This is a genomic window from Plantactinospora sp. WMMB334 (assembly GCF_049179095.1).
GTDB lineage: Bacteria > Actinomycetota > Actinomycetes > Mycobacteriales > Micromonosporaceae > Plantactinospora.
Window position 1 is genome coordinate 1,737,591 of sequence record NZ_JBMHME010000002.1, and the last position, 23,713, is coordinate 1,761,303.

Sequence of the window (23,713 nt, forward strand, 5' to 3'; positions counted from 1 at the left end):
GCGAGCCGACCACTCCGCCACACAGGCCGACCACCGGCGACCGTCCGGAAGATGGACCGGTGTCCGTGGCGGTGGTGTAGGAGCTCCGACACCTGATCAGCCGACGGCGACCGCGTGGCAGGCGCCATAGCCGTCGGCCCTGGCGACGATCCGGCCGGCCTCGACGCGTACGGCACTCTCGGTGGCGTCGCTGCACGCCGCCACCCCGGCGGTCGCGGCGAGGGAACCCGACTCGTCGTACACGACCTGGAGGCGGGGCCAGGCGGCCGCCGGGACAGCGGCGCGGAGACAGCCGCGCAGCTCGGTGAGGGTGAGTCGGGCCAGCGGGCCGAGTTCGCCGGGCTCGCCGGTGACCAGGACGACGGTCACCCCGGCGCCGGCGGGTGCGGCCCGGCGTGCCTCCTCCACGGCGGTCAGCCGGTGCAGGCCGAGGATCGCGACGACACCGTCGCCGCCCAACTCTGCCGGTTCGTTCCGGAGGATGTCGGTGGCGGGCGGCGCGGCCCAGGACTCGTCGGCCGGGCGCGCGGGGGAGACGTAGGGCAGGTGCGGCGGCGCCCATTCGTCGTCGAGATCCAGTTCGGCGAGCTCTTCGCAGGCACGGACGATCGCGAACGGCTCGCCGAAACCCGGCGCGGCGGCGGCGAGCTGGCTCGCGCCGTGCAGGGTCGTCAGGGCGGTCTCGGCGGCCCGGACCATCCGGGCGGCCGGTGGCCGGCCCGACGGCAGTCGCTCAAGCGCCAGGCCGAGCACGATCGCGCTCAGCCCGGCGAGTTGGGCGTACGGGCGGCTGGTCCGCTCGTCGGCCAGGATCTCGGGAAGGAGGTCGCGGCCGAGCCGGGACGCGCTGCGTCGGTCCTCCGTCGCCAGTGGAAGCCGGGCCAGCCAGGCCCGCGCGACGTCGGCCAGCACCCCGCCGGCCGTGCGGGCGGTCGGTGGGTACGCCGGCTCCTCCGCCGCCTCGGCGGCCTGGGCCAGCACGGCGAAGTAGAGGGCCCGCTTGCTCGGAAAGTTGGAGTAGACGGCACCCCGGGTCAGGTCTGCGCGCTCGGCGATCTGGTCGATCTTGGCGTTCCGGAAGCCGCGTTCGGTGAACTCGGCGCGGGCTGCGGCCAGCACTCGGCCGCGGTTCTGCTCCTGCATCTCCACCCTGTTGCGCCGGGCCATCGTTCCGTCGTCACCCTTACCTCGTCAGCCGTGCCGTGCCGTGTCGCCGTCGTCGCCACCGTCTTCGTCCCCGGTCGGGCGTTGCCCGAGCGGCTCCGGCAGGATACCGTCAGCATCCAGATGATATGAACATCTGACTTGAACATCTGAATCGAGGATAGAGCATGCCAGAGATTCCGGAGATCCACCTCGCCGACTCCGCCACGCTCGCCGACCCGTTCACCGCCTACGGGAGGGCGCGGGAGTGCGCTCCGCTTGCCCGCCTGATCGTCCCCGGGCTCGGGACCATGTGGGCCGTGACGAGGTACGCCGAGGCGAAGGCGCTGCTCACCGATCGCCGGTTCGAGTTGACCGCGTCGAGCTATCTGCAGCTCCAGGTGCCGGAGCACTGCCTGAAATTCCTGCGCACCATGCAGGAGATGGAGGGAGCCGAGCACGCCCGGTTGCGCCGGCTTGTCTCGCCCGCGTTCACGGCGCGGCGGGCCGCCGAGTTCCGGCCGAGAATCGACGTCATCGTCGACAGGCTGCTCGACGAGGTGACCCGGGAGAGCGACGGAGGCGTGCTCGACCTGCTGCGCGGTTTCGCCGGGCCGCTGCCGATGGAGGTGATCTGCGAACTGGTCGGCATCCCGCCGGAGGACCGCGGAAGGTGGCGCGGGTATGGTGCCGCGGTCGCGGCCGGCCACGGCCCGGACTTCGTCGCGGCCATCCCGGCGATCGTGGGTGATGCCGCGGCCGCGGTCGCCAAGCGGACCGGGCAACCGGGCGACGACCTGCTCTCCGAGCTGATCGGCATTCGGGCCGAGGACTCGGACCGGCTCAGCGACACGGAACTGGTCACCCTGGTCTGGCATCTCGTTCTCACCGGACAGACCCCGACGGTCCTGGTCGCCAATGCCGTCGAGGCGCTGCTCCGGCACCCCGACCAGCTCGCGACGCTGCGTGCCGACCCGGGTCTGCTGCCGGACGCCGTCGAGGAGTTGACCCGCTGGTGCGGCCCGCAACTGCTGACCCTGCCGCGCTACGCCCGCGAGGATGCGGAAATTGCCGGTGTGCCGATCGGCAGGGGCGAACCGGTCACCGCGGCGCTGGCCGCCGTCAACCGGGATCCCCGGGTGTTCACCGAGCCGGACCGCCTCGACCTGCGTCGCCCGCCGGGGCAGCCGACACACCTCGGCTACGGGCACGGGCCGCACTTCTGCCTCGGGGCGGCGCTGGCCCGGGTGCAGACCGAGATCGCGCTCGGCGCCGTGCTGCGCCGGTTTCCCGTACTGGCACTGACCGATGGCGGGGCGCGACGCGCACCGGACCCGGGTGCCTGGCGGCTTGCCGAACTGCGGCTGACGCTGCCGGCCCGCCCGGACTCCTGACCCGTTTCCACATGCGCCCGCTTCCCACACCGCTGCTTGCGCGGACCGACCATCACAGGCAGGCCTCCGGCTCCGCGACCTGTACACCAGAGGCGTAACCAAGCACTGATAACGCCTCTGGTGTACAGGTGAGTGGGAGAGGGCCGCCGAGATGGGAGCGGCGGGGTGGGTGCGGTGGGGGTGCGGTGGGGGTGCGGTGCGGTGCGGTGGGGGGTGGGTGCGGTGGGGGTGCGGTGCGGTGGGGGTGCGGTGGGGTGGGGGGTGCGGTGCGGTGGGGGTGGTGGGCGGGGGGTTGCGGATGCGGGAAGGCGGGACCGGGTGCGTGCGTCGTCGTCCTCTGTTCGGGGTCGCGTCGACTGAATCGTGTCAACGGACGCCGCCCGGGTCGGGCGGCGGAGGGTGGCCGGGTGCGGGGGGTCGGCGGCGCTTCGGCGTGTGTCGCGACCGGATGGCCGGGGCGGGACGTAAGTGGGATGGATCCGGTCCGGGTGACCACGGGCGGAAGAGCCCTGCCCAGAGCGGGTTTGTGACTAGGAAAGGGCTTACTGGGGGGTAACGATTCGGTAACCGCCGCGAAACTCTTGACCGGCCCGGAAGGCTGCCTCTAGCGTCTTCACCACACCTTCTGAAACGTTTCACGAGTGGGGGACCCGATGCCGGAGCGCGCGGACCAGGGTGTGGCACGACTGGTCCTGGCCGGCGTACGGAAGTCGTTCGGGGCGGTGCACGCACTTGTCGACGGGCGCCTCGACCTGCGGGCCGGCGAGGTGCACGCACTGGTCGGAGAGAACGGCGCGGGCAAGTCCACCCTGGTGAAGATCCTGGCCGGCGTGCACGCCCCGGACACCGGAGTGCTCACGATGGACGGCGCGCCGCTGATCCTGAACGGACCGGCCGACGCCAGGGCGGCCGGAATCGCCGTCATCTACCAGGAACCCACGCTCTTCCCGGACCTGTCGGTGGCGGAGAACATCTTCATGGGCCGGCAACCGCTGCGCGGCCTGCGCCGGATCGACAGCACATCGATGCGTCGGCGCACGGCGGAACTCTTCGCGCGGCTCGGCGTACCGCTGGATCCGGACCGACCGGCGCGCGGGCTCTCCATCGCCGACCAGCAGCTCGTGGAGATCGCCAAGGCGCTTTCCTTCGAGGCCCGGGTGCTGGTGATGGACGAGCCCACGGCGGCGCTCTCCGGCGTGGAGGTGGAGCGGCTCTTCGCGGTCGTCCGGTCGCTGCGCGAGGCCGGCGCGGCGATCCTGTTCATCTCGCACCGGTTCGACGAGGTCTTCGCGCTCAGCCAGCGGGTCACCGTGATGCGGGACGGTCGCTGGGTCTCCACCGATCCGACCGACGACCTGGACGTGGCCCAGGTCGTACGCCGGATGGTCGGCCGGGAGGTGGCACAGCTCTATCCGAAGCAGGAGACCGAGACCGGTGAGGTGATCCTCCGGGTGCGCGGCCTGACCCGGCGCGGCGTCTTCGCCGACGTCGGCTTCGAGGTGCGCCGGGGCGAGATCGTGGCCCTCGCCGGCCTGGTCGGAGCCGGTCGCAGCGAGGTGGTCCGGGCCGTCTTCGGCATCGACCCGTACGACGAGGGCGAGGTGCTGGTCGACGGCGTACGGCTGCCCGGGCGCCGGCCGGCGGCGGCGATGGCGGCCGGCGTGGCGCTGGTGCCGGAGGACCGCCGCCAGCAGGGGCTGGTGATGGAGCTGTCGATCGAGCGGAACGCCACGCTGACCCGGCGCTGGCCGCTGGCCCGGTTCGGCCTGCTCGGCCCGGGCGCGGAACGCAGCGCCGCGCAGACCTGGACCGAGCGGTTGCGGGTGAAGGCGGCGCGGCTCGCCGACCCCGTCTCCACGCTCTCCGGCGGCAACCAGCAGAAGGTGGTGCTGGCGAAGTGGCTCTCCACCACCCCCAAGGTGCTGATCGTCGACGAACCGACGCGGGGGATCGACGTCGGCACCAAGGCCGAGGTGCACCGGTTGATGTCGCAGCTCGCCGCCGACGGCGTCGCGGTCCTGATGGTCTCCAGCGAGCTGCCCGAGGTGCTGGGTATGGCCGACCGGGTGCTGGTGATGCACGAGGGGCGGCTGGTCAGCGAGATCTCCCGGAGCGCGGCGACCGAGGAGTCCGTCATGCTCGCCGCGACCGGTGCCGCCGCTGGCGGTGCCGCGGGGGTCGGTGCCGCCGCTGGCAGTGTTGACGGGGTCGGTGCCACCGGAGTCGGCGGCGGCCAGGGAGGACAGTTGTGACGACCACGATCCGTCCGGAGTCGGCGTCGGATGCGGACGCCGGGGCCGGGGCCTCGGGCGGCAGGGCCGGGACCAGGCTCGGCCACCGGCTCTTCGTGGCCCGTGAGGTCGGAATCGGGCTGGCGCTGCTCCTGCTGATCGGGATCACCACGGCGGTGAACCCCCGTTTCCTCTCCGGACAGGGCCGGCGGGATCTGCTGCTCGGCGCGACCATCCTGGTGGTGCTGGCGGTCGGCCAGGCCATTGTGATCATCACCCGCAACGTCGACCTCTCGGTCGGCTCGGTACTCGGGCTGGCCGCCTTCGCCACCGGGAAGCTCTTCCTGGCCATGCCGGACGCGCCGATCGCGCTGGCGATCCTGGCCGGCATCGGGGTCGGCCTGCTCTGCGGCGCGGTGAACGGGGCGCTGATCGCGGTGGCCCGGGTGCCGGCCCTGGTGGTCACCCTCGGCACCCTCTACGTCTTCCGGGGCATCGACTACTCCTGGGCGGCCGGCCAGCAGATCAACGCCGCCGACATGCCCGACGGCTTCAAGAGCATGGGCAGCGCCGACCTGCTCGGTTTCCCGCTGCTCGCCCTCTTCGCGCTCGCCGTGCTGCTGGTCGCCGGCTTCTACCTGCGGTCGTACCGCAGCGGCCGGGAACTGTACGCGATCGGTTCCGACCCGGCGGCGGCCCGGCTCTCCGGCATCCCGGTGGGTCGGCGGGTCTTCGGGGCCCTGGTCGTCAGCGGTGGGCTGGCCGGCCTGGCCGGGGTGCTCTACGCGGCCCGGTTCGGCACCCTCGACGCCGCCGCCGGCAGCGGGATCGAGCTCAGCGTGGTCGCCGCGGTGGTGGTCGGCGGAGTCGCGATCTTCGGCGGCAGCGGTTCGGTCTACGGGGCGGCGCTCGGCGCCGTCCTGCTGAGCACCATCGGCAGCGCCCTGCCGGTGCTCCGGGTCAACCCCTTCTGGCAGCAGGCGGTCGTCGGGGCCCTGATCCTGGCCGCGATCGGATTGGACCGGGCACTCGCCGCGCGGGTGGCCCGACGGCTACGAGGAAGGAGGGCCCGTGGCGCCTGAGAGGACGGGCCGGCCGGCCCGCTGGCTTTCCGCCTTCGGCACCTGGGACGTCCTGGTCGTCGTCGTGCTGGTCCTGGTCGTGGTCGGGGCGTCGGCGCTCGTCGAGGGGTTCGCCACCGCCCGGTTCTGGGGCTTCCTGCTGCTGGACATCGTCCCGATCGCGCTGATCGCCCTGCCGATGACACTGATAGTGATCACGGGGGAGATCGACCTGTCGGTGGCGAGCATGCTCGGCCTCTCCAGCGCCGTGCTGGGCCAGCTCTGGGTGACCGGGGTGCCGCTGGCCCTGGCCGTACCGCTGGTGGTGCTGCTCGGTGCCGTGCTGGGCGCGGTGAACGGGCTCTTCGTCGCCGGGTTCGGCCTGCCGTCGCTGGCGGTGACGATCGGCACCCTCGCGCTCTACCGGGGCCTCGCCTACGTGGTGCTCGGCGACCGGGCGGTCGCGGACTTCCCGATCGGCTGGACAGGCAACTCGATCGAGGCGCTGCCCGGCACGACGGTGCCCTGGGTGGTGGTGCCGCTCGCCGTCCTCGCGATCGGGTTCGGGGTGCTGCTGCACGCCACCCCGGTCGGGCGGGGCCTCTACGCGATGGGCAACAACGAGCAGGCGGCGACCTTCGCCGGCATCGCGGTGGCCCGGACCAAATTCTGGCTGTACGTCGGCACCGGCGCGATCGCCGCCCTCGCCGGCGTCTTCTGGACCATGCGGTACGCCAGCGCCCGCGCCGACAACGGGAGCGGGCTCGAACTGGCGGTGGTGGCGGCGGTGCTGCTCGGCGGCGTCTCCATCTTCGGCGGGCGGGGGACGCTTGTCGGCGTGCTGGCCGGCGTACTGCTGCTGACCACCCTGCGCAACGCCCTGCAACTGGCCGACGTGCCGGCCGACACCCTGACCGTGGTCACCGGAACCCTGCTGATCGTCTCCGTCGTCGGGCCGAACGCGGCCGGCATGCTCCGGGCGCGGATGCGCCGCCGACGACCCACCGCACCGCCGGTGGCGGGCGCCGAAGGCGCCTGACCACTTTCCAACCCTGTAACCACCCCTTTTCACCGGCCCGAATGTGGGCAGCGCGATGTGAGGAAGGACCGGTCATGACCGTTCTGCGATCCAGAGGCGTACGGATGGGCGCCGCCGTGGCGACCCTGGCGGCGTTGGTGCTCGCCGCCGGCTGTGCGAGTGACGACGACGGCACCCCGTCCGGCGGTTCGTCCGCCGGTGGCGGCGACTCGATCAAGGAGGGGTTGAGCGTCGCCTTCCTGCCCAAGCAGGTGAACAACCCGTACTTCACCGTCTCCGACAACGGCGGCAAGGCGGCGGTGGAGGAGTTCAAGGGCGAGTACAAGGAGGTCGGCCCCTCGGAGGCGAGCGCCTCCTCACAGGTCAGCTACCTCAACACACTGACCCAGCAGGGCAGTGACGTCATCGTCGTGTCGGCGAACGACCCGAACGCGATCTGCGGGGCGGTCAACCAGGCGCGGCAGGGCGGTGCCAAGGTGGTCACCTTCGACTCCGACACCAACCCGGACTGCCGGGACCTCTTCGTCAACCAGGTGACCGGGCAGGGCATCGCGGAGAACCAGGTCAAGCTGATCTCGGAGGCGATCGGCGGTCAGGGCAAGATCGCGGTCCTCTCGGCGACCGCGAACGCGACCAACCAGAACGCCTGGATCGAGCTGATGAAGACCGAGCTGCAGAAGCCGGAGTACAGCGGGATCGAGCTGGTCGCCACCGTCTACGGCGACGACAAGGACGAGAAGTCGTTCCAGGAGACCCAGGGGCTGCTCTCCGCACACCCCGACCTGAAGGGGATCATCTCGCCGACCACCGTCGGCGTCGCCGCGGCGGCCCGGTACCTCTCCGGATCGCAGTACAAGGGCAAGGTGGCGCTGACCGGCCTGGGCACCCCGAACCAGATGCGGGAGTTCGTCAAGAACGGCACGGTGCAGAGCTTCGCGCTGTGGAACCCGGCCGACCTCGGCTACCTGGCCGCGTACGCCGGGGCCGCCCTCGCCTCCGGCATGATCACCGGCAAGGAGGGTGAGACCTTCACCGCCGGCAAGCTGGGTGAGTACACGATCGGCGCCGACGGCGTCGTGGTGCTCGGCCCGCCGACCGTCTTCGACGCGGGCAACATCGACCAGTTCGACTTCTAGCCCCTCTCCCCGGCGCCGCCGGCCGTCGGTCCGCGGCGCCGGGGGCCGACGGCGTCGGGGCGGGACACTCCGTGGTGAGGAAGGGACCGTACCGACCGCGCACCGGGATCGGCTGGACGACGAGGAACTGGACGGAGCGGAGCTGGCCCTGCTACGCCTGCTCGCCAGGGGACTGCTCTGAGGCCGACCGCTCGTCCGGGCCGAGACCGGTCAGCCGGGCAGGCGTCGGGTCAGCCCGGCAGGGCGCCGGGCTGGTCGGCCGGGGTGACCACGTACTGCCGCAGGTAGAGATCCTGGAAGGTGACCGGCCCACGCGGACCCGGCACGTGGTCCACGTTGATCCCGGTCTCCGGCACCCCGTGCAGCTTGAAGCCGTCCAGGAGACGGGTGGAGGCGTTCCAGAAGACTCCGGTGCCGACAGCGGTGGCGATGAACCGCTCGGCGGCGACCCGGTCCTCCGTGACGACCGTCGCGGCGAGTCCCGAGGTCTCGGTGTTGGCGATCGCCACCGCCTCGGCCAGGTCGGCCACCTCGGCGATGGTCACGGTCGCCTCACGGCCGCTGTCCAGCGCCCACTCGTAGCCGACCGGATGGTCGTAGGGCGGGAGCGAGGCGCGCACGCCCAGCTCGACCATTGCCGACTCGAAGCGCGGCACCGCCTCCCCGGCGACGTCCCGGTGGACCAGCAGCAGGTTGACCCGGTTGCAGACGCCGAGCCGGTCCAGGCCGGCGACGAGTAGCCGGGTCGCCAGCGCCAGGTCGGCGGCGGCATCGACGTAGAGGACCCCGCCGCCGTCGGCGTGTGCGAGCGTACGCACGCCGTGTCGGGCCGCCTCGGCGCCCAACGAGCGGGTGGCGTCACCACTGCCCCTGAGGATGACCAGCGGAATGAGGTCGGTCTGCCGGACCAGGGCGACCGCGCTGGCCCGGCTCGCGTCCGGCAGCAGTTGGATCACGTCCGGATCGAGGCCGACGTCGCGCAGCCCGGGGACGATGGCGTGCCGGTGGAGGGCCTCGGCCGAATTGAGCGCGGCAGAGCCGGTACGCAGCACTCCGGCGTTGCGGGACTTCACCAGCTGGGAGGCGACGTCGACGGTCACGTTCGGGCGGGCCTCGAAGTTCGCCCCGATCACGCCGACCGGCCGGCGCCGCTCGGAGAGGAGCAGCCCGCCCGGCAGCGGCCGCAGCGGCGTCTCCCGGGCCGGGAACGGCGCCTCGGCGAGCAGCCGGAGCTGGTCGGCCATGCCCTTCAGTCGTGCCGTGTCCAGGCGGAGCCGGTCCTGGAGGGCCGGGCTCATCCCGGCGGCGCCGGCCGCCTCGACGTCCCGCTGGTTGGCGGCGAGGATCCGGCTCTCGGCGGCGACCAGGTGCTCGGCCATCGCCCGCAGCGCGGCGTCGACGACCTGGTCGGGGGCCTCGGCCAGTCCGGCCGATGCCGCCCGGGCCCGCCGGCCACACTCGGCGACCAGTGCCTGGACCCGGTCGTCTGCCTGGACCCGGTCGTCCGCACCACCCGGTGCCTCGCCGGTCGCTTCGCTCGACACCATCGTCCGGTCCCCTTCGCCGTCCTCGTCCGCCGCCACGCGCTCCGTGCGCTGATGACAGCCACCGAGTCTGACACGTTTGTTCAACGAGAGAGCAATGGTGTCCGCTATTCAGGACCCACCCGCCCGGCCCCGGCCGGCCGGTCCAAGCCCTGCGGGGGTACAAGATCGGCGTACGGATAGGGTCCCCGCCATGTCGAAGAACCTGGTGCGGGTCGTCTTCATCGACGCCGACACCGGAGCGCGGATCGGCCGTACCGAGTTACCCCTCGGGCAACTGCCGGAGTCGTTCCAGCCGGCGACCACCCTGGAACTGGCCGACGCCACCTGGGCCGTCGAACGGGCCGAGCCGCCGACGGCGGCCCAGTTCGCCGCGACCGGCACCCTCACCCTGACGCTGCGCCGCATCGAGTCCGTTCCGGCCGACGACATCCTGTACTCGCTGCCGACGCTCTGCGCCACCCTGCCGGCGGTTGCCGCCGCACCGGCCGGCGCCGACCGCCTCGAACTGCACGAGGACGACTGGCGGCAGGTGGAACTGGTCAGCGCCGACCTCGGCGACGAGGTCCATGCGGAGTTGCGGACGGTACGCCGGAGCTTCGAGGAGCACGCCCGACGTGACGGGCAGGGCCGGATCCACGGGTTCCAGGGCATCCACGTCCGGACCCGCCCGGTCCGGCCGCTGTCCAGGCCGGTCTCCCGGAACCGGCTGTTGAACCTGCTGCCGCCGGACGTCCGCGACCTCGGCGGGATCGGCTTCCGCGGCCAGCGGGGGATCGTGCCCAGTTCCTTCGCGGTGGCGGTGGGCCGGGTGCGGCTCTACGGCCTCGCCGACGGCGACTCGGTCGCCGTGCTGGCCGTGAAGGCCGAACCCGACCCGGCGCCGCAGCCGGCGCCGCAGCCGGGTCTGGTCAGCGGGCTGGAGCGGGCGATGCAGGAGGCCGACCTGCTGCTCGTCGACTGGTGCCGGGTCGCCGTGGTGGGACCGGGATCGGTCGGTGACTACCTGGCGGCGGTCGGCGCCACCGGCCGGGAGTGAGCCGTCGGCCGGGAGTGGGCCGTCGGCCGGGAGTGGGCCGTCGGCCGGGAGTGGGTGGTCCGGTCAGCTCCACCGTGACACCCCGGCCGGACCGTCGGATGCGGCGTCGGGCGGAAGGGTGCCGGGCGCGGAGCCGGTAGCGCCGGATCCGGCCGGTCGGTGCACGGTGACGTCCCGGGCCCGACGGGCCCATGGCCGTACCCGGGCGGTGACCACGTCGCCGAGGCGACAGCGGCCGGCGATCTCCTCGGGCAGCACCCAGGCGCGGGTCCGGCCCGACCGGCCGTCGTCGATCACCAGGTGGTGGTTCACCGGTACGTAGGTCCGGCCGCTTCCCTCCACCACCCTGCGCTGCCAGAGATGGCCCCGCGCGGCGAGGTCGAGCAGGGCGGCCCGGGCGGCGTCCGGGGTGAACCGCCACCGGTTGGCGAGCAGGCCGACCACGGCGGGTGACTCCGGACCGGGCGGATCCGCCGTCGGCGCACCCGGCGTGATCCTCGCCGGACGGGTGGCGAGCCGGGCGATCCAGTAGGTGGCGATCCAGACGGCGAGGCCGACCGCCGGCAGACCGGCCTCGACCGCCAGGTCGGCGGCGCTCACGGGTATCACCCTTCCGTTCCGGACGGACCTGCGGGCAGCTGGCGGTCGCCACGTTGATGTTGCGAGATGGCGTCGAGGCGGCCCATCATCCGTCCGGCCGGACCGGCTTCCGGTTCCTCGCCGCGACCGGACCGAGCAGATCCGACGCTGGACGCGGCTACCTAGACTCGGCTTCGTGTCCCCCGGAGTCACCGACCTCGACGCGCTGGCCCGGGCCGCCGCCGACGGTGACCGGGATGCCCTGGACCGCCTTCTCGTCGCGGTACGCCCTGACGTGTTGCGGATGTCCGCGCGCTTCCTGCCGAACCGGGAAGATGCCGAGGAGGCGTGCCAGGACACCCTGCTCGCGGTTGCCAGGGGGATAACCAGGTTCGACGGCCGGTCGGCGTTCCGGACCTGGTTGCACCGGGTCACCGCCAACCGCGCCCGTTCGACGTACGCGGCACTGCGCCGGCGGTTCGAGGCCGAGGCACGCCACGAGCCGATGCCGGAACTACCCGATCCACGCCGTACCAGCGTGGTCGCCGGAACCCGGTTGGACCTGCTCGACGCGCTGGACGCGATCGGCCCCGAACTCGCCGAGTCGGTCGCGCTGCGAGACGTCCTGGGCCTGTCCTACCGGGAGATCTCGGTGCTGTTGGACCTTCCCGAGGGCACCGTCAAGTCGCGGCTCCACCAGGGGCGGCGGCAGTTGCGCGAGCGGCTCACCGAGACAGGGGCGTGACAGGTGCGCCGCCCGCCGTGGTGCCGCCTGTCGATGCGCCGCCCGCTGACCCGGCGAGCCCTCCGAGCAGAATTCTCCGGTGCGACCGGCCCGGTTCCGGGCCCCGGCGGGTCCGTCCGTGGTGGCCGCCGCACCGGGCCGGGCGTGCTGGGCCTGCTCGTGGCCCCGATGCTGGTGGTGGCCGGATGCGGTCCGCCGCCGGTCGCGCCACTGCCCGGAGAGTGGCCGAGCCGTACGCCTCCCGGCAGCGCCACCGGTGGCCCGGCGGCCGGCGGCCCGTCGACCGGTGTTCCGTCCCGGGCGGATGCCGGGCGACCCGCGGCCAGTCCTGCCGGCGTTCCGCCCGCAACCGGCACACCCCGCCGTCCCCGTGGCAGTACGCCGCCCCGGACCTCTCCCACCGTCGAACTCTCCCCGGCCTGCCTCCCGGCCGTCATCTACACAGTGGACGGCTCGGACAGTGCGGCCATGCCCAGGGCACTCTGTCTGACGGTGGCCGCGATCCTGCGGGTGCAGAACGTCGGGCCGGGAACCGTGACGGCGGTACCGGCGGAGAAGGTCGCCCGGCACTGGGAGGGTGGCGTGGTCGACTGCCGGATGCTGAGCCCGGGCACCGTCACGGTCGAGGTGGCAGGCGAGCAGGGCAGCCACACGATCACCGTGCTGGTGGTCGAGTGACCGGCGGGTTGACCGCGACGGTGGGCGCGTCAGGGGCGCAGCCGTACTCCGGCAAGTAGCGTGTCGACGAAGTCCGTCGATGCGTCCGCCGGGGGCGCGACCTGCACGTACACCAGGCCGGCCCCGCCCGGGGCGATCCCGGCGGCCTCGACGATCACCGGTTTGCCGGTGCGGCAGGCGGTGAACCCGGCGACGTACCAGTCGACGGTGCCACGCCGGACGCTCCGCACCGGCGCCGCGACGCACCCGGCGTGCGGATGCTCGGCGACGTACCCGGCCGGATCGTGCCGCTCGGCCAGGCTGTGCGACAGCCCGACGAAGGCCCCGGGCACCCCGGGATCCGTCGGCCAGCGTTCCGGGTCCGGCGACATCACCAGCGCCGGCTCCAGGGCGCCGTCCGGACCACGCTGGCCGATCCAGCCCGACCCCGTGGCACGCCAGCCCTCGGGTAGGGCGACGGTGATCCGGCCGCTCGAGTCCGTGCCGATCCGGCTGTGCCGATCCGGCCAGCCCGGGCCGAGCGTGACGAACGCCACCCCCGCGAGCGCGGCGGCCCCCAGCGACACGGCGACTCCGCGCAGTACGAGGGCTCTGCGCGGGACAGCGCCCCTGCGCGGTACGGCGGTTCTCCACACCGCGACGGCCCGGAGCGGCCGGTGCTGGTGCGGGTGTGTCGTGCGGCGGTCCGTCGGTGCGGCCGATCCGCCGCCGGTCGCCAGGTCGAGTGCGGCGGCGAAGGCGCTCGCGTCCGGATAGCGCTCCGCCGGTGACGGTGCCGTCGCCCGGCGGAGCACGCCCGCGACCGCCGGAGGTACGCCGGCCCGCAGCGGCGGCGGCACCGGGGCATCGGCGGTCTCCACCGGATCGCGGACGCAGAGCAGCGTCGCGCCGAGGCGGCCGAGCCCGAACACGTCGGTCCGGGCGTCGACGAGCGCAGCCGGGGAGTCCTGCTCGGGAGCCATGTATCCGGGAGTACCGGCCCGGGCGGTCAGCCCCGAGGCCGCCGCGAGCGCCTTGGCGAGCCCGAGGTCGGCGATCAGGACCGACTCGGCAGGTCCGGCCGGACCGGAGCCGGCACCGGCCGGTGCGCCGCCGGGCGGTACCGGCCGGAACAGCACGTTGCCCGGGGTCAGATCCCGGTGCACGACGCCGCTCGCGTGCAGCACGCCCACCCCGGCGGCGATCTCGCGCAGTACCCGGAGAGCCTGCGCGACCGGCATCGGGCCGGCGGCGAGGCGGTCCCGCAGGCTCCCTCCCTCCGCCCAGGCCATCACCAGGTACGGCCGGCCGTCCGCCAACTCGCCGACCGAGTGGATCCGGACGAGACGTTCGTGGTCGAGTCGCCACAGCAGGCGGCCCTCGTCCAGGAAGCGTTCCCGGACCCGCAGGTCGTGAGACCAGTTCTCGGCCAGCACCTTGATCGCCACCCGGACGTCGAGGGCCGGGTGGTGCGCCAGCCAGACGGTCGCGAACGAACCGAAGCCCAGCAGCCGCTCGACCTGGTAGGGCCCGATCCGCCGGGGCGGATTCACGGGACCGTCCGGTGGCGGTCGCGGGTCACCAGGCGAGAACCGCTGGTCACCCGGCCAGGATAACGCCGGACTTCCAGCCGAGTGGACCGCTCGGATGCGGTCGGGACGGTCGGGGGCGGACAGCGGTGTACCGCCGCGACGCTCCACATCCGAGCGGCTCCGGGCTCATCGGGCCGGCGTCAGCACTGGTCGTCACCGCCGATGAAGGAGGCGAGCACCCGATCCCGCTCACCGCTGGAAACCTGGTGCACGTACTCGCTGGAGAAGCCCTCGAAGAAGGCGATGATCCGGTCGCCGCCGCCCGGCACCACGTACGCGCGCAACGTCCACTTGCCGTACTCGACGGCGCCGCGCGGGCCGTACCGCCTCTCCAGCTCGGCCAGCGTCATCCCGACCCGTCCACCGGAGCGGCTCCGGATCGCCGGATCGGTGGTGATGACCTGCACCAGACGGTTGCCCTCGAACGTGAAGAGCAGGCTGCCGGCGTACCGGCCGGTGGCCCCCGCGTAGTAGTAACCGGCGCAGGTCTGCGCCTCCTCGACGTTGGTCACCAGGCCCGCGGCGACCAGTCCGGTCCGGGTCGAGATCCCGATCCGGTAGGGGCCGATGCCGTCGGCGGTGAGCACGGGCCGGGTCACGGCCGCTCGGGCCGGCCCGGTCGTGGGTGCCGCGGCGGCCCCGGTCGGCACGACCGGGACGAGGACGAGGAGTCCGGCGAGCAGGAGACCCGGGCCGGCAACGCGACGTCGTGTTGATCTGTGCATGGTGGACCTCCGGTCTGACTGGTGTTGTCATCCGGTTGGTCCCTGCGGCGGCATGATTTGTTCGGCCCGTCGCTGCCGGAAACCCGACAGGCGGCACCATGGGACGCGAGGGCGGCGCCCCGGTGTCAGGGGGTCGTGGTGGTCTCCGCCGCGAGCAGTTCCCGGACCCGGGGGACCACGTCGGTGGCGTACCGCTCGATCGTCTCCAGCAGGTGTTCGTGTGGCAGGGTGCCGGCCGAGTACTTCAGGTCGATGCGTTGCACCCCGAGGACCCGGACCGTGCGGGCGACCTTGCGGGCGACGGTCTCGGCCGAGCCGACGTGCCAGGCCCCGTTGGAGATGTCGTTGTCGAAGCGCTGCCGGGTCATCGGCGGCCAGCCGCGCTCGGCGCCGATCCGGTTGAGCATTGCCCGGGCGTGCGGCCAGAGCAGGTCGGCCGCCTCCTGGTCGGTGTCGGCCACGAAGCCGGGCACGTGCACCGCCACCGGCAGCGGTTCCCGGTTGAACTCGGCGAGGGCGCGCTGGTAGAGCTGGACGTACGGGGCGAACCGGGCCGGTTCTCCGCCGATCACGGCCAGCACCAGCGGGAAGCCGAGCCGGGCGGCCCGGACCACCGACTCCGGGCTTCCGCCGACGCCGATCCAGGTGCGGATCCCGCCGGAGCCGGTCTTCGGATAGACGTGCTGCTTGGTCAGGGGCGCCCGCACCGTGCCCTGCCAGGTGACCGCGTCCTCGGTGAGCAGTTCCGCCATCAGCTCGGCCTTCTCCTCGAAGAGCCGGTCGTAGTCGGCCAGGTTGTAGCCGAAGAGCGGGAACGACTCGGTGAACGAGCCGCGACCGAGGATGATCTCGGCGCGGCCCCGGGCCAGGGCGTCCAGGGTGGCGAACCGCTCGTAGACGCGTACCGGATCGTCGGAGCTCAGCACGGTGACCGCCGTGCCGAGCCGGATCCGCTCGGTCCGGGCGGCGATCGCGGCCAGCACGATCTCCGGGGACGAGACCGCGTAGTCGTCCCGGTGGTGTTCGCCGAGCCCGAAGGCGTCGATGCCGAGCCGGTCGGCCAGCACGGCCTCCTCGACCAGGTTGCGGATCACCTGGGCGTACGGCACCTTGTCGCCGTCGGGGCCGACGGTGACGTCGCCGAAGCTGTCCAGACCGAACTCCACGGCGGTCGCCATCTCGTCCTCCTTCACCGGTCGCCGGTCGGGTCAGTCCGACCGGCTCTCCGGGCCGTGCAACGGCGATGCGGACGACCGCATTCCCGCCTGGGGGCGTGCGAAACGCGACCTACGGCCGTGACGTCGGCCATGGTGACCGCAGCACCGCCAGGGCGAAGCCGTCCCAACCAACCCCCGGAGCCCGCCGTCTGCAGCACCAGTCGAACGACGCGGCCCAGCGGTCCGGCACGCCGCACGCCGGCACGCCGGAAGTGCGCGGCGAGGACGTCGGCCGGGATCGGTGCCATTCGTTGACCCCTGGTCGGCTGCGTGATCAAATTCGCGGACGCACGAACGTCGATATTCCGAACCACACATCCTGGGGGTCGAAGATGTACCGGTTCCGTCGACCCGCGCTCGCCGCGGCGCTGGCGCTCAGCCTCGCCTCGGCCGGCACGCTCGCGGGCATCGCCACCGCTCCGGGTACGGCCACGGCGGCGCTGCCGACCGCCGCGGTCGCGCTCGGGGACAGTTTCGTCAGCGGGGAGGGAGCCGGCGGCTACCAGCCCGTGGTGGACGTGGGCGGCACCGCGCAGGGCTTCCCCGGCTGGTCCGCGCCGAACAGCAACGCGTTCTTCTGCCACCGGTCGGCGAACGCCTCGCTGCACCGGGCGAGCCTGCCCGGCATCCAGGCCCGGTTCAACCTGGCCTGTTCCGGCGGGCAGCCCTACGACATCGCCAACGCCTCGGCCGGCCGGACCAAGGGGCGGACGGTCGCCGCGCAGCTCGACCAGCTCCGGGCGGTGGCGCAGACCCACGACATCGACCTGGTGCTGCTCGGGCTCGGCTCCAACAACAGCTCGTTCACCTTCGGCGACGTCGCCTCCGACTGCGCCAACCGGTTCATCGCGGACGCCTGGACCGGCTGGTGGGAGTTCTGGGCCTACCTCGGCGGCCCGGTCGAGCAGGCGCCCTGTGCCGGCAACGACCTCGGCACGCCGGCCGAGTTCGCGGCGGCGACCGCCGAGACCACCGCCGCGGTACGGCAACTGCTCACCACCCTCGACCAGGTCGACGCGGACGGGCAGCACCGGATCGTCTTCCAGGACTACACCAACCCGCTTCCGTTCGACTTCGAGGCCCGGTTCCACGAGGAGGACAACCGCGACGACAGCCGGGACAAGTTCCGGGCGCTGGGCGCCGAGCGGTACGCGGCCGGCTGCCCGGTGCACCGCGCCAGCCTGGCCGCCGGTCACCTCTTCTCCACCGGACTCGGCACCCTGGTCCAGTCGGTGCACGGCACCATGCGCGGCGAGTTCCCCGGCGACGACCTGGTCTATCTGAACGTGCAGCGCGCGTTCGACGGCGCCCGGCTCTGCGAGACCGGCTCCAGCCCGACCGGTGCGCTGGCCACCCCGATCCGGTTGCAGGACGGGCCGACCGGTGTCCCGGTGACCAGCCTCTCCGGCTACGACAAGATCGCCATCCAGCGGATCGCCAACGCCTGTGTCACGTACTTCCAGACCTGCCAGGAGTCGTGGCACCCGAATGCCGCCGGGCACGCGGTGCTCGGGCAGTGCCTCAGCGGCGCGGCGGTCACCCCGAACCGGGCGGTCGCCTGCGTACGCTCCGGCAGTGGAGCGATCACCGTGAGCTGAACCACCTCCGCCCACACCACGGGTCGAGTCCGCACCGGCGTCGGGATCCCGGTGCGGACTCGACCTTCCCACGGTCGGTCCTGCCGGGCCGTTACTCGGGATACTCCGCCCGGACGTTGTCCACGTGCACCTCACCGCCGCCGTTGAGGAAGATCCAGACCGCCCGTACCTGGGAGAGGTCCAGGGTCACCCCGGTCGGACAGCTCAGGTCCGACACCTCCTCGGTGACGGTCCGGCTGGCGTTCGGGTTGATCCAGGTCCAGAGCCCGCCCTGGCACCAGGCGAAGTCGGGGCCGACCTGTACGGCGATCTCGCCGACCGTGCCGATCCCGCCGGCCCGTACGTCGAAGCGCAGCCGGTCCGCCCCGGTCAGGTCCAGCGGTTCGGCGAAGGTCCGGCCGAACCAGTTTCCGTCCTTCGGGGTCGATACGGTCAGCCCGTAGCGTCCCTCGGTGTGGAAGGTGCCGGACTGCGCCACGGTGCCGCCGGAGCCCGGGTTGGCGACGGTGAACTCCTCGGTGCCGGACTCGAACGAGTAGATGGTGCGCTCCGTGGGCAGTACCGGATCGTCCGGCCCGGCGTCGCCGCAGCTCAGGATCGGCGCGGCCCAGTCGGCGTGCGCGGCGGCGCCGCCGTCGCCGCCGGTGGTGACCAGGCGTAGCCAGAGCGCCCCGGTCAGGTCGGCGGTCAGGGTGACCGGGGCCGAGCCCGGGCTGACCGGGCCGCTGCTCGCCACCGCCGTGTCGTCGACGTAGACGGTGAAGGTGACCGGTGCCGTACCGCTGCTCGACTCGTCGTCGATCCCGACGTCGGTGACCAGCCGGGTGCAGGCGCCGCCGAGCAGGTAGACGAGTTCGCTGGGTGCGGTGGTGCCGAGTCCCCGGGGGTAGACGCGGCCACCGATGCTGATCAGGTTGCCGTCGTTGTCGGCGCCGCCGCCGTTGCTCTGGTCCGTCTCCACCGGACCCTCGCGGTTGCCGGTGCTGACCGGAGCGATCGTGCTCAGGTGGCGCCGGCCCGGCCCGGGTGGGGTGATCACCACCGAGACGACCGTGCTCGCCGTGCTGGTCGTACGCTGCCGCGGGCCCCATCGGTAGTCGGCGGTGACGACGATCGGATAGCGACCGGCGGGCGTCCGCTCGGGCACCCGGACCGTCCAGGTGGTCTCCAGCGTGGCGTTGCTGCCCAGGCTGCGCCGCCGGGTGTCGCCGGTGGCGTCGACCGTCCAGCCCTCGGGGGCCGAGACCGTGACCCGCACGTCGCGCAGGGCGCCGACGCCCCGGTTGGTGACCGTGCCGACCAGGGTGCCGTCGCCGAGCCCGTCGGGGATCAGGTTGCCGAGCGTGCCGCCGACGGCGACCTGGGGAGGCACCGCCGCCGGGTCGGCCAGCGGTCGTACCCGGTAGACCACCGTGCCGTGCGCCGGCACGCCGGCCGAGATCACCGACCTCGCCTGGGTGACCTGCCCGGTCCAGACGTCCCGCAGCCGGTACGCCCCTGCCCGGCGCAGCCCGGTCTCCCGGACCGGGACGCTGACCGTGGCCAACGCGTCGGTCGAGTTGTAGAGCGCGATCGCCCGGTCGCCGCCGGCCAGCGGCTTGTCCAGCACCATCAGCCCGTCCTGGTCGGAGACGACGGCGCCCTGCACGCCGAGCCGGTCCTGGTCGATCGCGATGACCTCCCGGTTGCCGAGGATCGCCAGCGTCTCGGGGGTGGCGGTGCGCAGGTCGGTGCCGATCAGCAGCGGCGCCGCCATCATCGCCCACATGCTCATGTGGGTGCGGTACTCGACACCGGTCATACCGCCGTTGCCGATCTCCAGCATGTCCGGGTCGTTCCAGTTGCCCGGCCCGGCGTACGGGGCCAGCGGTGCGTTCTGCGCGATGATCGATCGGAGGCTGGCCCAGTTGTCGCTGATGTCACCGGTCGTCCGCCACAGGTCTCCGACGTCGGCGGCCCAGGTCCAGGGCTGGGACTGGCCCCACTCGCAGATGGCGTAGACGATCGGTCGCCCGGTGGCGTCGAGCGCCTCGCGCATCGCGGTGTAGCGCCGGACGAAGTCCTGCTGCGACCCGTCGCCCTGGTTGTTGCAGTTGTCGTATTTCAGGTAGTCGACGCCCCAGTCGGCCCAGGTCTGGGCGTCGACCAGCTCGTGCCCGAGGCTGCCGGGGTATCCGGCGCAGGTGGCGGTGCCGGCGTCGCCGTAGATGCCCAGCTTCAGGCCCCTGCCGTGCACGTGGTCGGCGAGGCCGGCGATCCCGTTCGGGAACTTCACCGGGTCCGGCACCAGCCGGCCGTCCGGACCGCGTTCACGCAGCGACCAGCAGTCGTCGATGTTGACGTACTCGTAGCCGGCGTCGGCGAGCCCGGAGGAGACGAGGATGTCCGCCGTCTCCTTGATCAGGGTCTCGTTGACGTCGCAGCCGAAGGCGTTCCAGTTGTTGAAGCCCATCGGCGGGGTGGGGGCGAGCGTCCGGAGCGCGGATCCGGTCGCCGTGGCGGCGATCGGACGCTCGGGTGCGGTGGCGGCGATCGGACGCTCGGGTGCGGGTGCGGGTGCGGGTGCGGGTGCGGCGGCGTGCGGCTGTTTCGGCGCCGGTGCGGCCGGGGCGGCGCCGGCGTGCGCGGCGCCGGTTGTGGTGGCGGTGGCGGAGATCAGCAGGGACGGGATCAGGGCCAGGACGGCCAGGGTTCGGGACCTGGCTGCGTGCATCGCACAGCACCTCCGGAGGCGGCGACCGCCGACCGGGCGGTCGCGTCGGGAAAGTGGTGTGGACTGACGGCCGCCAGGGGCACGGGTGGTGTCCCGGACGGTGGCCGTCGGTGCGCGCGACTCTGGGCCCGTACCGTGGTGGATCCACAATGCGCCAAACGGTAAGCGCTTTCTCGGATGCCCGTCAATAACGTTCGCCAGTAACGCTCGTCAATATTTTCGCTCGCGCCTGCCGAGCGTACGGGCGGTGTCCGAGACGGCCACCCCGAGCAGGACCGAGACGGTGTAGCCGGCCAGGGCCATCGGGGGGAGCGACAGGAAGGCCGGCGCCGCGCCGACCAGCAGCACCAGCCAGCCCAGGCGGGCCCAGGCGATCCGGCCGAAGACCTGGTATGCGAAGACGATGCGGCCGAGCAGAAAGAGGGTCGGCCCGCCGATGACCACGGCGACCAGGCCGAACCCGGCCCGGGCACGGGAATGGCTGACCAGCATCTCGAAACCGGCAGCGCTGGAGACGATCCCGGCCACCATGACCAGATGGGTGTACGGCGCCCAGCGGGTCGCCCGGGCCGGCCGCTCGCTGATCGCCACCTGCAGGAGCGAGCCCGCCCGTTGCACGTAGATCTGCCAGAACAGCAGCATGGTGACGAACGCCAGCAGCAGCATCCCCATCCGGGTGACGGTGAGGTCGCTCCGGTTGATGAGCAGCAGCGGCACCAGGATGATGTCGCCGAGCGCGAGGATCACGAACTGCTGGTAACGCTCGCCGAGATGCACGCTGGCCTTCTCGTACTGGTGCAGGGGCACCCGGCCGAGCCGGGGAGTCGGATACCGCAGCGCGGCGGCGACGTAGTCGATCAGCAGGGCGACGCCCCAGAGCACGATCCTGGCCGAGTTCGGCAGGAACGCGCCGGCCAGCCAGAGCGCCCCGGAGAGGGTGAACCAGCAGAGGATCCTGGCCGCCCGGATCTGGGCCTGATGACCCCGGAGGAGCGCGACCAGCACGACGCCGCGTACCACGTGGATGGCGGTGTACATCCCGGCGAAGACCCAGCCGAGCGATGCGAAGGCGAGCGGGATCGTCGCCGTCATCACGATACTGCCGAGCATCCCCCAGGCCACGATGACCTGGATCTTGGGTTCGTCCGGGTTGTAGAAGTCGGTGAGCAGGGCGGTGATCGACCAGATCCACCAGACCGCCATCAGCAACACCAGCACCCGCGCCGCCCCGGTCCAGGTCGCCTGCTGGGCGAGCCGCGTGGAGAGGAGCGCCAGCGCCGCGACGTAGACCACGTCGAACAGCAGTTCGAGCAGGGTCGCCCGGGTCGGTGCGTCCGGGTGGCGCAACAGCCTGCGGGTCTCGTCGCTCGGCATCGAGCTGCCACGCCGCCACTCGCCGTTCGCCCCGCTGCCTTCGCCCACCCATATCCGAACGATCGGCGGGCGGGTAGGACTTAGTCCGCGACGATCCGGTTCAGGTCGAGGCCGTCGACCGCGGCGGTGACCAGATCCTCCGGGGTCGCGGCGACGTCGAGGGTGAGGACGTGCTCGTCCGCCCCCGGTGGTTCGAGGGTGGCGAGCTGCGAGTCGAGCAGGCTGGCCGGCATGTAGTGCCCGGTCCGCCGCGACATCCGTTCCCGGATCACCTCGGCCGACCCGTGCAGGAACACGAACTCGACGCTCGGCGGCCCCTGCCGGAGCACGTCCCGGTAGGAGCGCTTCAGCGCCGAGCAGGCCAGGACGGTGGAGACTCCCTCGGCGGCCCGGCCGGCCATCCAGCTCGCCAGCTCGCGCAGCCAGGGCCAGCGGTGTGCGTCCTCCAGCGGCACCCCGTCGCGCATCAGCGCCACGTTCGACTCCGGATGGAACTCGTCCGCCTCGGCGAAGAGCAGCCCGGTCGCCGCGCTGATCCCGACGGCGACGGTGGTCTTGCCCGATCCCGAGACCCCCATCACCACCACGTGCCGGGTCGCCGTGCCGGGGACCGGAACGTCCCCGGACGACCCGGTGCCGGCCTCACCAGTCATGGACGGTGCCGTCCTGCAACCGGTTGAACGGCAGGTACGCCGGCTGGTACGGGAACCGGGCCGCCGCCTCCTCGTCCAGCTCGACGCCGAGCCCCGGCCGCTCACCCGGGTGCAGGTAGCCGTCGGTGAAGGTGAAGGACTGTCGGAACACCTCGTCGGTCAGCGGACCGTGCCGCATGTACTCCTGGATGCCGAAGTTGTGGATCGCCAGGTCCAGGTGGAGCGCGGCGGCCATCCCGACCGGGGAGATGTCGGTCGGCCCGTGTATCCCGGACTTGATCTGGTACTGCGCGGCGAAGTCGAGCAGCTTGCGCATCGCGGTGATCCCGCCGGTGTGCGTGACGGCGGAGCGCACGTAGTCGATGAGCTGCTCGCGGATCAGCGTCTGGTAGTCCCAGACGGTGTTGAAGACCTCGCCGATCGCCAGCGGGGTGATGGTGTGCCGCCGGACCAGCCGCAGCGCCTCCTGGTTCTCCGCCGGGGTGCAGTCCTCCAGCCAGAACAGGTCGTACGGCTCCAGCGCCTTGCCCAGCCTGGCTGCCTGGATCGGGGTCATCCGGTGGTGCCCGTCGTGCAGCAGCGGCAGTTCGGGGCCGAACTCGCCCCGTACGGCCTCGAAGACGGTCGGCAGGTGCCGCAGGTAGGAGCGGGTGTCCCAGTCCTCCTCGGCGGGGAGCGGGGCGCGCTGTGCCGGCTCGTAGTCGTAGCGCGTGCCGCCCGCGCTCGGCTGGGTGGCGACGCCGTAGACCGCGTCGATTCCCGGGACCGAGGTCTGCACCCGGATCGACCGGAAGCCGAGCTCGAGGTGGTGCCGGATCGAGTCGAAGAGCTCGGGGACGTCCCGGCCGGAGGCGTGCCCGTACGCCATGATGCCGGTCCGGGACGCGCCGCCGAGGAGCTGGTAGAGCGGCATCCCGGCGGCCTTCGCCTTGATGTCCCAGAGCGCGACGTCGACGGCGGCGATCGCGGCCATGGTGACCGGCCCACGCCGCCAGTACGCCGACCGGTAGAGGAACTGCCAGGTGTCCTCGATCCGGTGCGGGTCCCGCCCGATCAACAGTGGCACGACGTGGTCGGCCAGGTAGGAGGCGACGGAGAGCTCGCGTCCGTTGAGGGTGCCGTCGCCGAGCCCGGTGATCCCCTCGTCGGTGGTGATCTTGAGCGTGACGAAGTTGCGGTCCGGACTGGTGACGTTCACGTCGGCGGCGACGATCTTCACGACTTGCCTTTCTGCGCTGCAGTGCAGGGTCACGCGGGAGGTTCGGCCAGCGCG

Annotated in this window: 19 protein-coding genes; 9 read left to right on the forward strand and 10 right to left on the reverse strand. The window is 72.5% G+C overall.

Annotated elements, in window-relative coordinates; genetic code table 11:
• Nucleotides 1–96: 96 nt before the first annotated feature.
• The gene (locus ACN27G_RS07490) at nt 97–1,167 is read right to left on the reverse strand and encodes a TetR/AcrR family transcriptional regulator (RefSeq protein WP_421492051.1); all 1,071 of its coding nucleotides are present in this window, start codon (nt 1,165–1,167) and stop codon (nt 97–99) included.
• A gap of 164 nt (nt 1,168–1,331) precedes the next feature.
• Between ACN27G_RS07490 and ACN27G_RS07495 the strand changes: the two genes are divergently transcribed.
• The 5 genes from ACN27G_RS07495 to rhaS all read left to right on the forward strand — a co-directional run bounded on the left by ACN27G_RS07495 (nt 1,332) and on the right by rhaS (nt 8,004).
• The gene (locus ACN27G_RS07495) at nt 1,332–2,537 is read left to right on the forward strand and encodes a cytochrome P450 family protein (RefSeq protein WP_421492052.1); all 1,206 of its coding nucleotides are present in this window, start codon (nt 1,332–1,334) and stop codon (nt 2,535–2,537) included.
• A 677-nt stretch (nt 2,538–3,214) separates the two neighbouring features.
• A complete protein-coding gene (locus ACN27G_RS07500; RefSeq protein ID WP_421492053.1) occupies nt 3,215–4,789 on the forward strand; it encodes a sugar ABC transporter ATP-binding protein in 1,575 nt (524 codons plus the stop codon).
• Complete coding sequence (locus ACN27G_RS07505) at nt 4,786–5,850, forward strand: ABC transporter permease (protein ID WP_421492054.1); 1,065 nt, start codon at nt 4,786–4,788, stop codon at nt 5,848–5,850. The genes ACN27G_RS07500 and ACN27G_RS07505 overlap by 4 nt, the downstream gene beginning before the upstream one ends.
• A complete protein-coding gene (locus tag ACN27G_RS07510; RefSeq protein ID WP_421492055.1) occupies nt 5,840–6,868 on the forward strand; it encodes an ABC transporter permease in 1,029 nt (342 codons plus the stop codon). The genes ACN27G_RS07505 and ACN27G_RS07510 overlap by 11 nt, the downstream gene beginning before the upstream one ends.
• 74 nt (nt 6,869–6,942) lie before the next feature.
• Nucleotides 6,943–8,004 carry a rhamnose ABC transporter substrate-binding protein gene (gene rhaS, locus ACN27G_RS07515; protein ID WP_421492056.1) on the forward strand — a complete coding sequence of 354 codons (1,062 nt, stop codon included), beginning with the start codon at nt 6,943–6,945 and terminating at the stop codon, nt 8,002–8,004.
• Nucleotides 8,005–8,234: 230 nt separating this feature from the next.
• Here the strand turns inward: rhaS and ACN27G_RS07520 are convergent, their stop codons facing one another.
• Complete coding sequence (locus ACN27G_RS07520; RefSeq protein ID WP_421492057.1) at nt 8,235–9,551, reverse strand: aldehyde dehydrogenase family protein; 1,317 nt, start codon at nt 9,549–9,551, stop codon at nt 8,235–8,237.
• A 190-nt stretch (nt 9,552–9,741) separates the two neighbouring features.
• Here ACN27G_RS07520 and ACN27G_RS07525 point away from each other — a divergent pair, with 190 nt between their 5' ends.
• Complete coding sequence (locus ACN27G_RS07525) at nt 9,742–10,587, forward strand: hypothetical protein (protein WP_421492058.1); 846 nt, start codon at nt 9,742–9,744, stop codon at nt 10,585–10,587.
• A gap of 63 nt (nt 10,588–10,650) precedes the next feature.
• On the opposite strand, the gene ACN27G_RS07530 is transcribed toward ACN27G_RS07525, so the two are convergent.
• Nucleotides 10,651–11,187 (reverse strand): hypothetical protein, encoded by a 537-nt coding sequence (locus tag ACN27G_RS07530; protein ID WP_421492059.1) that lies wholly within the window; start codon nt 11,185–11,187, stop codon nt 10,651–10,653.
• Between the two features lie 175 nt (nt 11,188–11,362).
• Between ACN27G_RS07530 and ACN27G_RS07535 the strand changes: the two genes are divergently transcribed.
• Nucleotides 11,363–11,911, forward strand: coding sequence for an RNA polymerase sigma factor (locus tag ACN27G_RS07535; protein WP_421492060.1), 549 nt, complete (start codon nt 11,363–11,365; stop codon nt 11,909–11,911).
• A 468-nt stretch (nt 11,912–12,379) separates the two neighbouring features.
• Nucleotides 12,380–12,589 (forward strand): hypothetical protein, encoded by a 210-nt coding sequence (locus tag ACN27G_RS07540; RefSeq protein WP_421492061.1) that lies wholly within the window; start codon nt 12,380–12,382, stop codon nt 12,587–12,589.
• Between the two features lie 29 nt (nt 12,590–12,618).
• Here ACN27G_RS07540 and ACN27G_RS07545 read toward each other — a convergent pair whose 3' ends face one another.
• The 3 genes from ACN27G_RS07545 to ACN27G_RS07555 form a co-directional block, all read right to left on the reverse strand.
• Nucleotides 12,619–14,121 (reverse strand): serine/threonine-protein kinase, encoded by a 1,503-nt coding sequence (locus tag ACN27G_RS07545; RefSeq protein WP_421492062.1) that lies wholly within the window; start codon nt 14,119–14,121, stop codon nt 12,619–12,621.
• A 179-nt stretch (nt 14,122–14,300) separates the two neighbouring features.
• Nucleotides 14,301–14,885, reverse strand: coding sequence for a hypothetical protein (locus tag ACN27G_RS07550; RefSeq protein WP_421492063.1), 585 nt, complete (start codon nt 14,883–14,885; stop codon nt 14,301–14,303).
• Nucleotides 14,886–15,010: 125 nt separating this feature from the next.
• Nucleotides 15,011–16,063 (reverse strand): LLM class flavin-dependent oxidoreductase, encoded by a 1,053-nt coding sequence (locus ACN27G_RS07555; RefSeq protein ID WP_421492064.1) that lies wholly within the window; start codon nt 16,061–16,063, stop codon nt 15,011–15,013.
• A 371-nt stretch (nt 16,064–16,434) separates the two neighbouring features.
• Here ACN27G_RS07555 and ACN27G_RS07560 point away from each other — a divergent pair, with 371 nt between their 5' ends.
• Entirely contained in the window at nt 16,435–17,700 is a 1,266-nt protein-coding gene (locus ACN27G_RS07560) for a hypothetical protein (protein WP_421492065.1), read from the forward strand.
• A 91-nt stretch (nt 17,701–17,791) separates the two neighbouring features.
• Here ACN27G_RS07560 and ACN27G_RS07565 read toward each other — a convergent pair whose 3' ends face one another.
• The 4 genes from ACN27G_RS07565 to manD form a co-directional block, all read right to left on the reverse strand.
• Entirely contained in the window at nt 17,792–20,413 is a 2,622-nt protein-coding gene (locus ACN27G_RS07565; RefSeq protein ID WP_421492066.1) for an NPCBM/NEW2 domain-containing protein, read from the reverse strand.
• A gap of 210 nt (nt 20,414–20,623) precedes the next feature.
• Nucleotides 20,624–21,835 (reverse strand): low temperature requirement protein A, encoded by a 1,212-nt coding sequence (locus tag ACN27G_RS07570; RefSeq protein ID WP_421492067.1) that lies wholly within the window; start codon nt 21,833–21,835, stop codon nt 20,624–20,626.
• 32 nt (nt 21,836–21,867) lie between these two features.
• A complete protein-coding gene (locus ACN27G_RS07575) occupies nt 21,868–22,440 on the reverse strand; it encodes a gluconokinase (protein WP_421492068.1) in 573 nt (190 codons plus the stop codon).
• Nucleotides 22,430–23,659, reverse strand: coding sequence for a D-mannonate dehydratase ManD (manD, locus tag ACN27G_RS07580; RefSeq protein ID WP_421492069.1), 1,230 nt, complete (start codon nt 23,657–23,659; stop codon nt 22,430–22,432). The genes ACN27G_RS07575 and manD overlap by 11 nt, the downstream gene beginning before the upstream one ends.
• Nucleotides 23,660–23,713: the final 54 nt, after the last annotated feature.

Coding starts and splice junctions, on each gene's coding strand:
- ACN27G_RS07540 (WP_421492061.1), top strand. CDS start 12,380: ATGCCCAGGGCACTCTGTCTGACGGTGGCCGCGATCCTGCGGGTGCAG.
- ACN27G_RS07550 (WP_421492063.1), bottom strand. CDS start 14,885: ATGCACAGATCAACACGACGTCGCGTTGCCGGCCCGGGTCTCCTGCTC.
- ACN27G_RS07565 (WP_421492066.1), bottom strand. CDS start 20,413: ATGCACGCAGCCAGGTCCCGAACCCTGGCCGTCCTGGCCCTGATCCCG.
- rhaS (WP_421492056.1), top strand. CDS start 6,943: ATGACCGTTCTGCGATCCAGAGGCGTACGGATGGGCGCCGCCGTGGCG.
- ACN27G_RS07560 (WP_421492065.1), top strand. CDS start 16,435: ATGTACCGGTTCCGTCGACCCGCGCTCGCCGCGGCGCTGGCGCTCAGC.
- ACN27G_RS07495 (WP_421492052.1), top strand. CDS start 1,332: ATGCCAGAGATTCCGGAGATCCACCTCGCCGACTCCGCCACGCTCGCC.
- ACN27G_RS07525 (WP_421492058.1), top strand. CDS start 9,742: ATGTCGAAGAACCTGGTGCGGGTCGTCTTCATCGACGCCGACACCGGA.
- ACN27G_RS07575 (WP_421492068.1), bottom strand. CDS start 22,440: ATGACTGGTGAGGCCGGCACCGGGTCGTCCGGGGACGTTCCGGTCCCC.
- ACN27G_RS07490 (WP_421492051.1), bottom strand. CDS start 1,167: ATGGCCCGGCGCAACAGGGTGGAGATGCAGGAGCAGAACCGCGGCCGA.
- ACN27G_RS07520 (WP_421492057.1), bottom strand. CDS start 9,551: ATGGTGTCGAGCGAAGCGACCGGCGAGGCACCGGGTGGTGCGGACGAC.
- ACN27G_RS07555 (WP_421492064.1), bottom strand. CDS start 16,063: ATGGCGACCGCCGTGGAGTTCGGTCTGGACAGCTTCGGCGACGTCACC.